This window comes from Limnohabitans sp. Rim8, from assembly GCF_945901735.1.
GTDB lineage: Bacteria > Pseudomonadota > Gammaproteobacteria > Burkholderiales > Burkholderiaceae_C > Limnohabitans_A.
On record NZ_CAMDLM010000007.1, the window covers coordinates 12,653 to 25,126 of the forward strand.

General features: G+C 62.1%; 11 protein-coding genes. 6 read left to right on the forward strand and 5 right to left on the reverse strand.

Annotation, left to right across the window (positions count from 1 at the left end; all coding sequences use genetic code 11):
- Nucleotides 1–23 precede the first annotated feature (23 nt).
- On the reverse strand, nt 24–2,945 hold the full coding sequence (locus Q0O99_RS04930; RefSeq protein ID WP_293749166.1) for a M10 family metallopeptidase C-terminal domain-containing protein: 2,922 nt from the start codon (nt 2,943–2,945) through the stop codon (nt 24–26).
- 201 nt (nt 2,946–3,146) lie between these two features.
- Between Q0O99_RS04930 and Q0O99_RS04935 the strand changes: the two genes are divergently transcribed.
- The 6 genes from Q0O99_RS04935 (at nt 3,147) to Q0O99_RS04960 (ending at nt 8,908) form a co-directional block, all read left to right on the forward strand.
- Nucleotides 3,147–4,121, forward strand: a complete 975-nt coding sequence (locus Q0O99_RS04935; RefSeq protein WP_293749168.1) for a tripartite tricarboxylate transporter substrate binding protein — start codon at nt 3,147–3,149, stop codon at nt 4,119–4,121.
- A 50-nt stretch (nt 4,122–4,171) separates the two neighbouring features.
- The gene (gene ltnD / locus Q0O99_RS04940; RefSeq protein WP_293749170.1) at nt 4,172–5,071 is read left to right on the forward strand and encodes an L-threonate dehydrogenase; all 900 of its coding nucleotides are present in this window, start codon (nt 4,172–4,174) and stop codon (nt 5,069–5,071) included.
- Nucleotides 5,068–6,333 carry a 3-oxo-tetronate kinase gene (gene otnK, locus Q0O99_RS04945; protein WP_293749172.1) on the forward strand — a complete coding sequence of 422 codons (1,266 nt, stop codon included), beginning with the start codon at nt 5,068–5,070 and terminating at the stop codon, nt 6,331–6,333. The genes ltnD and otnK overlap by 4 nt, the downstream gene beginning before the upstream one ends.
- A gap of 198 nt (nt 6,334–6,531) precedes the next feature.
- Nucleotides 6,532–7,191: an aldolase gene (locus Q0O99_RS04950; protein WP_293749174.1), complete on the forward strand. Its 660-nt coding sequence runs from the start codon at nt 6,532–6,534 to the stop codon at nt 7,189–7,191.
- A gap of 79 nt (nt 7,192–7,270) precedes the next feature.
- On the forward strand, nt 7,271–8,104 hold the full coding sequence (gene otnI / locus Q0O99_RS04955) for a 2-oxo-tetronate isomerase (RefSeq protein WP_293749176.1): 834 nt from the start codon (nt 7,271–7,273) through the stop codon (nt 8,102–8,104).
- Nucleotides 8,105–8,164: 60 nt separating this feature from the next.
- Nucleotides 8,165–8,908, forward strand: coding sequence for a sulfite exporter TauE/SafE family protein (locus Q0O99_RS04960; RefSeq protein WP_293749178.1), 744 nt, complete (start codon nt 8,165–8,167; stop codon nt 8,906–8,908).
- Nucleotides 8,909–8,914: 6 nt separating this feature from the next.
- Here Q0O99_RS04960 and Q0O99_RS04965 read toward each other — a convergent pair whose 3' ends face one another.
- From Q0O99_RS04965 to Q0O99_RS04980, 4 genes are read right to left on the reverse strand one after another with little or no spacing between them, the layout of a single operon-like run.
- Nucleotides 8,915–9,916, reverse strand: a complete 1,002-nt coding sequence (locus Q0O99_RS04965; RefSeq protein ID WP_293749180.1) for an XdhC family protein — start codon at nt 9,914–9,916, stop codon at nt 8,915–8,917.
- Nucleotides 9,917–9,964: 48 nt separating this feature from the next.
- The gene (locus tag Q0O99_RS04970; RefSeq protein WP_293749182.1) at nt 9,965–11,080 is read right to left on the reverse strand and encodes a hypothetical protein; all 1,116 of its coding nucleotides are present in this window, start codon (nt 11,078–11,080) and stop codon (nt 9,965–9,967) included.
- Nucleotides 11,073–11,771, reverse strand: coding sequence for a TIGR02466 family protein (locus tag Q0O99_RS04975; protein WP_293749184.1), 699 nt, complete (start codon nt 11,769–11,771; stop codon nt 11,073–11,075). The genes Q0O99_RS04970 and Q0O99_RS04975 overlap by 8 nt, the downstream gene beginning before the upstream one ends.
- 21 nt (nt 11,772–11,792) lie before the next feature.
- A complete protein-coding gene (locus Q0O99_RS04980) occupies nt 11,793–12,473 on the reverse strand; it encodes a nucleotidyltransferase family protein (protein WP_293749186.1) in 681 nt (226 codons plus the stop codon).
- Nucleotide 12,474 lies beyond the last annotated feature (1 nt).

Below are 12,474 nucleotides of genomic sequence, written 5' to 3' on the forward strand. Positions count from 1 at the left end.
GAACCCATGCCCCCCAGTTCACCTTAAATGATGTAAAAATCCCAGGCCGTCAGCATCGTTCCTGCTGGCAGTTGAGCGAAATGCAAGGCAGTGATCGAGCCTGTGCCGTCTGCGTCGTAATACAAAGCCCCGGTTGTGTTGTTGTAAATAATCCGGTCGGTCTCATCATGGCTGGTTTTGATGCCCAGGCCGCTCCAGAAGGCATCTTCGCCCAAGACGCCGGTTTCGCTGCCCAGCCCTGACATGACCGACTTGGCGAGCCATATCAAATCTTCGGTCGCGTTGAAGTCTGTGAGGGTGTCCTTGTTATTGGACGCATTCGGTGTGAAGTTAAAGATAAAGACGTCCGCCCCCAACCCGCCGGTCAGGTTGTCGTTGCCGGCCCCGCCTGTCAGTGTGTCCGCCCCCGCGCCCCCCACGAGCACGTCATTGCCGTCCCCGCCATCCAGGTTGTCAGCGCCACTGCCGCCGGTCAGCCGGTTGATGCCTGCGTTGCCGACGATGGCCAGCCCCGTGCTCAGGGCTGCGGCGTTCACGTTCAGCGCCGTGGTGGCCGTGGCCACTGCCTCAGCAGCGTTACCCGTGCCAATCGTCACCCCGTCAACCGAAACGCCCGACGTCAGCGTTAATGTGCTGGCGACCGTGGCGGTAAAGCGCAGCTCGTCTGTGCCGTTGCCGCCGATGATCACCTCGCCCCTGGCCAATTCTGAAGCCAAGGCGACGATGAACAAATCGTTGCCGTCCCCGCCCACCATGCTGTCAGCTCCACCGCCGCCGATCAGGGTGTCATCACCGGTGCCCCCGGTCAGGGTGTCTGCGAACTTTGATCCGGACAGGGTGGTGGTGGCCCCTGTGTTGGTCACACCGTAGCCCACAGAGCCGCCCGTCACCGCTGCCAAGTTCACAGCGAAACCATCGGTGTTAAGGGTCGCTGTGCCCGCATTGGTCGTTCCCGAGCTTGCTGTCCATGCGGCGGCCACTGTGGCATTCACGGCCGCGCCACGGGCCACTGTGAAAATATCGCTGAAGCCAAGATCGGTGATGGTGTCGGTGCCAGAAGCCACAGTGAAGGTGTCGTCGCCAGCCCCGCCTGTCAGGGTGTCCGCCCCTGCGCCCCCCACGAGCACGTCATTGCCGTCCCCGCCATCCAGGTTGTCAGCGCCACTGCCGCCGGTCAGCCGGTTGATGCCTGCGTTCCCGACGATGGCCAGCCCCGTGCTCAGGGCTGCGGCGTTCACGTTCAGGGCCGTGGTGTCCGTGGCCACTGCCTCAGCAGCGTTACCCGCGCCAATCGTCACCCCTTCAACCGAAACGCCCGAGGTCAGCGTTAATGTGCTGGCGACCGTGGCGCTAAAGCGCAGCTCGTCTGTGCCGTTGCCGCCGGTGATCACCTCGCCCCTGGCCAATTCTGAAGCCAAGGAGACGATGAACAAATCGTTGCCGTCCCCGCCCACCATGCTGTCAACTCCACCGCCGCCGATCAGGGTGTCATCACCGGTGCCCCCGGTCAGGGTATCCGCCCCTGCGCCTCCCACGAGCACGTCATTGCCGTCCCCGCCATCCAGGTTGTCAGCGCCACTGCCGCCGGTCAGCCAGTTGGCGACGGCATTTCCAATCAGCGTGTCGTTGCCGCTCCCGCCGATCGCGTTTTCGATGGTGGTGTTCGGGGCGATGAACAGGTTGCCAATCAAACCGCCGGTGTCGGATACGGCCAGGGCGTTCAAGTTGATGCGGTTGTTGGCGGATGATCCTGACATGTTGATCGTGTCATTGCCACCGTCATCAATGAGGGTCAAGGCATAAGGGGTGCCGGTGCCATCGATCACCGCTGCGCTGAACGTGGATCCTGCATTGGTATTGAAGCCATAGACCGTGTCGCCGGTCCGCGTGGTGCCCGTGGTGCCGTAAAGGGATCGAATGGCGATGATGTCAGCCAGCATGATCGTCTTCAGAAAGGCGAAATCTGCATTGACATAGCTGTTGTCGTTTTGATCGAAATAGGACATCACCGTCGCTTGCCAGGAGTCGTTGGCATACTGATTGTCAACACCGTAAGTGGCCGAGCCGTTGTAGTTGCCGGCATGCCCAAGTCCCAGTGCGTGGCCGATTTCGTGGATGAAAGTCTGAAGCGTGTAATCCGCACCGGCCCAACCGGGTTGAATGTTGATGGTGGAATGGACGATGGTGGTGCCCGAGGTGTTGGAACGGGACCAAGCGCCAGATGAATTTTGGCGGAAGTTCAACTCCGCGCTGTCAGAGGTTTCCGTGAAGATCAAGCCGGTCGCATCGGACCAAAGCGCCAATGCATCACGCGCATAGGCTTTGTAGGTCGCGTCCAATGCTGTCAAGTTGACCGTCAGCGCACCGTCTGCGCCGACGTTGAAGCTTTGCTGTGTGCCGCCCCAAAATCCTTCGGTCAGCTGTTGGGCAATTTGCTCCAGGGTCCAAGGTGCCGCGTTCTCCGGTGCTGCAGAGGATTCAATGGACACAAGGTAGTCGCCGCTGGAGGCATTGATGTAAGAACCTGCGTCAATGTAATAGGTGCCCGATTCGGTGGCCGTGAACACCACTTCGGATGAATAATCCCCGGAATTGGCGGCCACGTCATCGTTGCGCGCCACCAGCGTCCCTGAAGATCTGCTGGTCGATCCTGGGGCGAAAACTTGCAGGTAAGTGTCTGACACGGGCGTTGGCCCCACACCGGCCAGAGTCACCCGGTAGGATTGGCCCGCTACAAGGGTCACACGGATCCAGTCCACATCGCCTTCGACTTCCAGTGAACCCGAATAAGTGCCGCCTACAGCCAGGCTCGCCTGTGTGGCACTTGAATCGGCCATGTCCATGAAACTGAGCGTTGACAGGTTGGTCAATTCTCGGGGCGACATCTGGCGGACTGTGCGTTGCTCATCAAGGGCCGTGACTGAGTTGAAATCTGAACGTCTCATGGTTTTTTCCTGCGGGTTGATTGGGGTTGAGGGGCTGCCCCGCTGTCAAATTGCGGACACCTGGGGCAGCGGTTCCGTTTTCAGCAACTAACGTGCCCGTGTTGTTTGGCTTTGATCGCCTCAGGCTCAGGACAAATCCCGATGCAGGTCGGGCTCAAAATTTGTATGATGACCTGATCAATTCACACCAAGGAACCCCCCATGCAACGCAGAAATTGGCTCGTGGCCGCTACCGCCTTGGCCATCGCCACACCTTTTATGGCTTCGTCGGCGTTGGCCCAAGCCTGGCCCACCCGCCCCATCAAACTGGTGGTGCCCTTTCCACCCGGTGGCCTGATCGACAACATGGCCCGTCTGGTCGCGCCCAAGCTGGCGCAAGAGCTGGGGCAGCCTATCGTCATCGACAACAAGCCGGGTGCCGGTGGCAACCTGGGTGCGGCCGAGGCGGCGCGTGCGGCGGCAGATGGTTACACCTTGCTTATGGCTTCGCCGCCGCTCACGATCAGCCCGGCGCTTTACAGCAAGCTGCCTTACAAGCCTGAGCAAATCGCCCCGGTGGCCTTGCTGGGCCGCGTGCCCAATGTGCTGGTGGTCAACCCGGCTGCTGGCATCAACACCCTGGCCGAACTCACCGCGCTGGCCCAATCCAAGCCGGGTCAACTCAATTACGCCTCCAACGGGCAGGGCACGTCGCTGCACCTGAGCGCCGAGCTGTACAAAAGCCAATCGGGCGCGTTCGTCACGCACATCCCTTACCGGGGCGCGGCGGCCGGCCTGACCGGCCTCATGGCGGGCGAGGTGAACATGATGTTTGACAACCTGCCTTCGGCGCTGGGCCTGATCAACGGCGGCAAGCTCAAGGCCCTGGCCGTGACCACGCCCCAGCGTAGCAGCGCCCTGCCCAATGTGCCCACCATGGAAGAGGCGGGCATGAAGGGCTACCAGGTGTTTGCCTGGTTTGGCGTGGCCGCGCCTGCGGGCTTGCCTGCACCGGTAGCGCAAAAGCTGGAACAAGCGCTGGAGCGCGTGGCCAACCAGCCCGAGGTGAAAGCCGCCATGCTCAAGGCCGGTGCCGAGCCCGCTTGGGCTAACGCGCAAGGCCTGGCCAGCTTCATGCAGGTCGATACGGCGCAATGGAAAAAAGTGGCGGCCTTTGCCAAAATCACGCTGGATTGAACGCCGCGTTTTGCCGATATTTTTTGAGCACTTGATTCTGGAGAAATGACATGACCACAGTGGGTTTGATTGGATTGGGGGCCATGGGCTCGGGCATGGCGTCATCTCTGCGCCGCGCCGGGCACAGCGTGCAGGTGTTTGATGTGCGCCGCGAGGTGGCCGAGACTTTCACCCATGCAGGCGGCACAGCGCACGACACTCTGGCATCTTTGGGCGCCGCGTGCGATGTGGTCGTGTCGGTGGTGGTGAATGCCGCGCAGACCGAAGCCGTGCTGTTTGGCGATGGCTCCACCCCCGGTTGCACCGCCAGCATGAAGCCCGGCAGCGTGTTCGTGATGTGCTCCACTGTCGACCCGAATTGGTCGGTGGCATTGGAAGCGCGCCTCGAAGCCCTGGGTCTGCGCTACGTGGATGCGCCGATTTCGGGCGGTGCAGCCAAAGCGGCATCCGGCCAGATGACCATGATGACCGCCGCCAAGCCCGAGGCCTATGCCGTAGCCGAGCCGTTCTTAAACGCCATGGCCGCCAAGGTCTACAAGCTGGGCGACAGCGCGGGCGCGGGCAGCAAGGTCAAGATCATCAACCAACTGCTGGCGGGCGTGCACATCGCCGCTGCGGCCGAAGCCATGGCGCTGGGCCTGCGCGAAGGGGTGGACCCGGCCGCGCTGTACGAGGTGATCACCCACAGCGCGGGCAACAGCTGGATGTTTGAAAACCGCATGGCCCATGTGCTGGCGGCCGACTACACGCCGCTCTCGGCCGTGGACATTTTTGTCAAAGATTTGGGGCTGGTGCTCGACATGGCGCGTGCCAGCAAGTTCCCACTGCCGCTGTCCAGCACCGCGCACCAGATGTTCATGCAAGCCAGCACTGCAGGCTTTGCCAAGGAAGACGACAGCGCAGTCATCAAGATTTTTCCGGGCATTGAGTTGCCGAAAGGCAAGGCATGAAGATCAAACTCGGTTGTATCGCCGACGACTTCACCGGCGCCACGGACCTGGCCAACAACCTGGTGCGCTCGGGCATGCGGGTGGTGCAAACGATTGGCGTGCCTGCGTCGCCACTGGCGGCCGATGTAGACGCGGTGGTGGTGGCGCTCAAGTCGCGCACCATCCCGGCTGCAGAGGCGATTGCGCAATCACTCGACGCCTTGAAGTGGCTGCAAGCGCAGGGTGCTGAGCAAATCTATTTCAAATACTGCTCCACTTTTGACAGCACACCCGAGGGCAACATTGGCCCGGTGACCGAGGCGCTGATGGACGCGTTGGGCACGGACTTCACCATCGCCACACCCGCCTTTCCGGACAACGGGCGCACCGTGTTCAAGGGCTATTTGTTTGCGGGCCACGTGCTGCTCAATGAGTCGGGCATGCAAAACCACCCGCTCACGCCCATGCAGGATGCGAACCTGGTGCGTGTGATGCAGGCGCAAACCCAGCGCCCGGTGGGGTTGATCGATTACAAAGCGGTGGCGCAAGGTGAAGCCGTGATCCGCGTACGCATCGCCGAGTTGCGCAGCCAGGGTGTGGGCGTGGCGGTGGTGGACGCGACCAGTAACGCCGACCTGTTGTTGCTCGGCCCGGCTTTAAAAGACCTGCCCTTGGTGACAGCAGGCTCGGGCGTGGCCATTGGCTTGCCGGGCAATTTTGGGCTGCAGCCTTCTGTGCAAGCGAGCCAGTTGCCTGCGGCCTGTGGTTTGCAAGCCGTGGTCTCGGGCAGCTGCTCGCTGGCCACCCAAGCGCAAGTCGCGCACTTCAAAAGCTCTGGCCGACCTGCGATGGCCATTGACCCCGCCAGCCTGATGAACGGGCAAAGCGATGCCGTGGTTCGGCAGGTGCTGGCTTGGGCTGCGCCACTCTTGAAGGATGGCCCGGTGTTGGTCTATTCCACCGCCGAGCCCGACGCTGTAAAAGCCGTACAAGCGCAGCTGGGTGTGGCCGAGGCGGGTGCTTTGGTCGAACATGCCCTGGGGTCTGTGGCGCGTGGCTTGGTGGATCTGGGCGTGCAGCAGTTGGTGGTGGCCGGGGGTGAAACCTCGGGCGCTTGCGTGCAGGCGCTGGGCATTGCGCAGCTGCAAATCGGCCCGCAAATCGACCCGGGCGTGCCGTGGTGCCATGCGCCTTCAGCCCAAGGCGGTGTGCACATCGCGCTCAAGTCGGGCAACTTTGGCACCGACGACTTTTTCAGCAAGGCGTTTGGGGTGCTGCAGTGAGCGTCTGGCCGCGCTGCACCAACGCAACGTCGGACCTGAAGGCCCCGACCTACGGGGATGAGGTTTTGGCGCTGTCATCGGACCTGAAGGCGCCTAACGACTTGGGGTGCGGTATTTCTGTAGGTCGGGCCTTCAGGTCCGACGCGATGTTTGCAAAACATCTTTCTAAAATGCACCGATGACCATTGGAGCCTTTTTGTGACCGAATCCCAAGCCCGTGAAGAGATCTGCCGCGTGGGCCGCAGCCTGTTTGAACGCGGCTTTGTGCACGCCACGGCGGGCAACATCAGTGTGCGTCTGGACGATGGTTTTCTCATCACACCCACCGATGCGTGCCTGGGTTTATTGGACCCGGCTCGCCTGGCCAAACTCGACCTGCAAGGCCAGCAAGTCAGTGGCGACAAGGGCAGCAAAACCATCGCCATGCACCGGCAGATTTACGCTGCTGCTTGCGAGCGGGATGCCGACACGCGCTGCGTGATCCACACCCACAGCACGCACTGCGTGGCGCTCAGCCTGAACGCCGTCGGCCCCGAATTGCTGGCGCCCATCACCCCCTACTTTGTGATGAAAGTCGGCCATGTGCCCCTGGTGCGTTACCACCGCCCTGGCAGCCCCGACGCGGCCAAAGAGGTGGCCACGCTGATCCGCCAATACGCGGCTCAGGCCACACCGATCCGCGCCGTGATGCTGTCCCGCCTGGGGCCGAATGTTTGGCACGACACACCCGCTGCAGCCATGGCCACGCTGGAAGAGCTGGAAGAAACCGCTCGGCTCATGCTGCTGTCGCCCCACACGACACCGCTGAACGCGAGCGTCTTGGACGATTTGCGTCAGACTTTTGGCGCGCGGTGGTGATGCCCATGGCACATGGAACTCGAATCCTGTCCGGGGTCACAAGCCCCGTTGTGGAACGCCTTTTTTCTGAAAGACTCTCATGCCCCGCTTAGCCGCCAACCTCTCCATGATGTACCCCGACCTGCCGTTTCTGGACCGCTTTGAAGCCGCGGCGAAAGACGGTTTCAAGGCCGTGGAGTATTTGTTTCCCTATGCATTCCCCGCGCAAGAGCTGGCGGCCCGATTGCAGGCCAACGGCTTGCAGCAGGTGCTCTTCAACGCCCCACCGGGTGGCACCGACAGCGCCAGCATCACCCAAGCGTGGGAGAGCGGCAGCCGGGGCACGGCCAGTGTGCCCGGACGCGAAGCCGAGTTCAGAGTCGGCTTTGCGCAAGCTCTGGTGTATGCCGAGGCCCTGAACTGCCCACGCATCCACGCCATGGTGGGTTTGCGCTCTGAGGGTGCCAGCGCAGAGGCCGCAGACGCGACCCTCATCAGCAACCTGCAATGGGCTGCCATAGAAGCCGCCAAGGCCGGGCGTGATGTGCTGATCGAGCCCATCAACACCCGCAGCGTGCCGGGTTTTCACCTGAACCGCCAAGACCACGCGCACCGCATCGTGCAGGCCGTGGGCGCAAGCCATGTGAAGGTGCAGATGGACCTGTTCCATTGCCAGATCGTGGAAGGCGACCTGAGCGCCAAGATTGCACAGTACCTGCCCACAGGCCGGGTCGGGCACTTCCAGATCGCCGAGGTGCCGCACCGCCACGAGCCGGGCACGGGCGAAGTGAATTGGATGCACATTTTCCAGGTCATCGACAAAGTGTCGGTCGAGTGCGGCTGGGACGGCTGGATCGGCTGTGAGTACAACCCGGCCGATGCCTCGGCAGGTGGCACCTCGCGTGGCCTGACTTGGGCGCGCGGGTATTTATGAGCACGCAGGTACGAACAGGGGTGCGATCCGGGCTGGGCAAAGCGCAACGCCTGATGTGACATGGCCGATGCGAATTACCTGATCTGGGCCGGGCTGGCTGCGGCCATGGTGGGCTTGTCCAAAGGCGGCTTGCCCACCGTGGGCATGCTGTCTGTGCCGATTCTTTCGCTGTTCATGTCCCCGGTCAAAGCGGTGGTGATGCTGCTGCCGATTTACATCATCTCCGACATGGTGGGCTTGTGGCTGTACCGCAAAAACTTCAGCGCCATCAACCTGAAAATTCTCGTTCCAGCTGGCGTGGGTGGTGTGCTGGTGGGCTGGCTCACGGCCTCGCTGGTATCAGATACGGCCGTGAAAATGATGATCGGCCTCTTGGGTGTGGGCTTTGTGCTCAACGCCTGGCGCAAGCGCCATGCCGAGCCAGCACCGACACCTGCCCGTTGGCGTCAAGGCATGTTGTGGGGCAGTTTGTCCGGTTTTACCAGTTTCATCTCGCATGCGGGGGGTCCACCGTTTCAGGTTTACCTGTTGCCACAAAAACTGCCCAAGCTGGTGTTTGCGGGCACCTCGACCTTGTTTTTTGCCTTCATCAACCTGGCCAAGCTGTGGCCTTACCACACGCTGCAACCCTATGGCCCCAACGAACTGATGGGTGCATTGGTGCTGATCCCGTTTGCCCTGGTGGGCACCGTGGCGGGCGCCTACTTCACGCGCAAGATCGCCGATGACTGGTTCTTCAAATGGGTGCAAGTAGGTTTGCTGTTGATCTCACTGAAGCTTATCTTAGACGTTGTCACTGCCTAAGCCCTGTCAAACCAGCCCGCACAACGTCTTCGAGCCTTCCCAATTGCTGAGCGCTTGGCTCAGATCGGTGCCCCGGCGCAAGGCGGTCATTTCGGCCACGATGCTCATGGCGATTTCGGGGGGTGTCAAGGCGCCCAGGTTCAGGCCCACGGGGCCGTGTAATTGGCGAACTTCGGCTTCGCTCACATCAAAATCCAGCAAGCGCTTGCGGCGTTGCGCGTTGTTGTGCTGCGAGCCCAATGCGCCCACATAAAACGCGGGGGTGCGCAGCGCCTCCATCAGGGCCAGATCGTCCAGCTTGGGGTCGTGTGTCACGGCCACCACGGCGCTGTTGTGGTCCAGCTGCATGGCCAGCACCAGGTCGTCGGGCATCTCTTTCGACAAGGTCACACCGCTCATGGCTTCCCAGCCCTCGTGGTATTCGACACGCGGCTCGCACACCGTGACCTGGTAGTCCAGCATCACGGCCATGGCGGCCAGATAGCGCGACAGCTGACCACCGCCAACGATGAGCAAACGCAGGCGCGGGCCGTGCACGGTGGTCAGGCTTTGGCCGTCAAACTGCAACTTGTCGCCTTCGGTGGCGGCACCCATGCGCACCAAGCCGGTGGCCATGTCCATGCGCCGCTCCACGCGTTGGTGCTGCTCGATCAAGGCCAGCAATTCGCGCAGTTGTGACTGGGGTGACAAAGGCTCCAGCACCACCTGCACCGAGCCGCCGCAGGGCAGGCCAAAGCGGCGCACCTCTTCGGCCGTCTGGCCATAGGTGGTGGTGTCGGGCAGACGCAGCGCCAACTCGCCAGCGGCCACGCGGCGGATCAAATCGTCTTCGATGCAACCGCCCGAGACCGAACCCGCCACCTGGCCGTCGTCCCGGATGATCATCAGCGAGCCGGGCGGGCGCGGGGCCGAGCCCCAGGTGCGGACCACCGTGCCCAAGACCACGCGGTGGCCCCGGCTTTGCCAGTCCAGGGCTGTGCGGATCACGTCAATGTCGATGCTGTTCATGGATTTGTCGTATTTATATTTGAAATGATCATAGCGGGCCGGTTTGCTTTAAATCGCCAAAAAAGGCAGGTGCAAACCCTGTTTTCGCCACCACAAAAAAACCAGCTGTCCTGCCGCCAACACACCGAGCAGAGCCAACGCTGACTGCATGGCCCATGGGCCTTGCAAAGGACTTGCCGCACCAACCGCCAACAATAAAAGTGGCCCCAGCACAAGCGCCAAAATACGCGTCAACCAAGGTGCAAGCTTTTGCCGAGCATCAACCGCTGCGCGCTGACGGCTGCAATGCACCGCCCATGCCAGCGAAGGCAAGAGCATCACCAGGATGGTGTGAACAAGGCTGTCGCCCAGCAGCATCAGCGCGCCCAAAACCAGCAAACACAAGCTGGCATGAACCTGCAGCGCTGAGGCCGCATGGGAGGGCAAGAAACCCCGCATCAGCAAAGCCGTCAGACAAGGCAAACCCGCCATCAGCGCCAAGTGGGCCCCGACCATTTGTTCATTGCTCCACCCCAGGCTTGAGCACCAAGCATTGCCCAACCACAAGGTGCCCATCATCAAGCCCATGGCCGAGGGTGCCAGCAAAGTTTGAAGAGGAGCACGCGGTCCGCGACAAGCGGGCGTTTGGCTTGCTGTGGATCGGTCATGAGCATACAGAAAGCCCGCACACGCCGCCAACAAGGCCATGACGCCGCCATGCGTGAAGGGCGCCCCATCAGGCCAGTGCCAGCAACAAGCCACCAGCGCGGCGGCCAAGACAGGATGCCAAGCCACAGGGCCTAGCCTGAAAGTGCTGACGTGACTGCGTGTTTCGATCAAGGCACTCCACAAACCCCACACCACCGCCAAACCCAGTAGCAAGCCGTGGGCCCAAGGCAGACCTGCTGCGCGTTCCAGCGCACCTGCACCGCCAACCGTGAACACGCCCAAGAGCCCCATGGCCCATGGTGCACATCTGAAGGTCCAAGCACTGCCTCTGCACAACAAGCGCACAGACCACCACATGGCCACGGCCAACACCCCACTGGCCCAGGACCAACCCAACTGCATGCCCCGCTCGCCCAGCCACAGCCAGCCGAGCAACAGGACCAGCCAATGCGCCACTTCCCGGGCATGGGTCAAAGCCCTTTGGGCTTGAGGCCCAGCCACTTGGGTGTCAGACATGGGCGTACCCATGCAATTGGTCAGACCCACCGGCCGCGTGCACACTCACGTTGAACGACACGATCACCCGGTCGGCTCTGCCGTGGTAGGGCATGGCTTGGTGCGCCAGCCACGAAGGAAACACCACCAACTGGCCCGGCACCGGTTCGATGTCCAGGTGGGCGTTTTGCAAATAGGCATTGCCAAAATCCATGGCCGCGCCGCCCAAACGGTTGAAGTGCGGGCCATAAAAACGTGTCACGCCATTGGCTGCGCCCAGCACCGGGTGCGCACAGCGCTGCTCGGGCGGATCGACTTGCAGGCAATACACGCCCGACCACGAACAGTTGCCATGGGTGTGTACATCGTGGTGGCTGCCCTGGCTGGAAACTTGAAACCAGATGCCGCGCAGCGCGATCTGAAAGCCCGGTTTGGCTTCAGGCCAAGCGCCTTGGTTGGCCAGCACCACCGTCTGGCGCACGCTGTCCACGATAAAGCGCACCAGCTGTTCCCATTCGGCCAGGCGTATGCGTTGCAGCAAATCGTCGCGGCTGGCGTAAAAGGCTTTGGGCTCACCCGACACAGCCGGGTCGGTGGCGCGCATGGTCTGGAACACGCGCACCAATATCTCGTTGACCGCCTCGGCCTTCGCGAAACGGTGCACGCCGATGGGCGTGAGCCAAAGCTGGTGGAGCGGGTCGGGCTGAATCATGGCGATGCAGGGCTCAACGGATCAGGCCGTGACCATCAAATCAGCCGGCCACTTGAGCCGGTGCCCGGTGCGTGCGGCCAGTGCCTCGATGTCATCGAGCGTGTCCACATCGGTGCGGTAACGGGTGTTGGTCGTGGCCCAAGGGTGGACTTGTTCGGGGTTGGCCGACTGCCATTGGCGGCAACCCACATTCGCTGCGCCTGCCAGAATCTGGTCGCGCACCTCGGTGCTGAACATGACCGGGTTGCCCGGCAAGCCATCGACCGTGGGCTGCACCACTTGCGCGCCAGTGGGCCGCTTTTTGTAGGCCCCGATCAGGTCGTTGATGTCTTGCGAATTGATGAGCGGCTGGTCGGCCAGGGCCACCAGCACCGCATCGAGTTTGGGCGACAGAGCCTGCAAGCCCAGACGCAGCGAAGAAATTTGTCCCGCATCCGGATCGGAGTTGCGCACCAACGTGACAGGGAATTCCTTGACCGCCTCTTCGATGCGGTCAGCGTAGTGGCCCAGCACCACCACAACTTCGTCCACACCCGCGCCCGACAGCGCGATCAACTGGCGGCGAATGAGCGGCACGCCGCCCAGCTCCAGCAAACTTTTAGGCCGGTGCCCCATGCGCGAACCCGAGCCCGCCGCCAACAACACCGCGCCCACGGTGACTCGGCTGTACAAGCCCCCACCGCCTTTGAGAATGCAACCCATG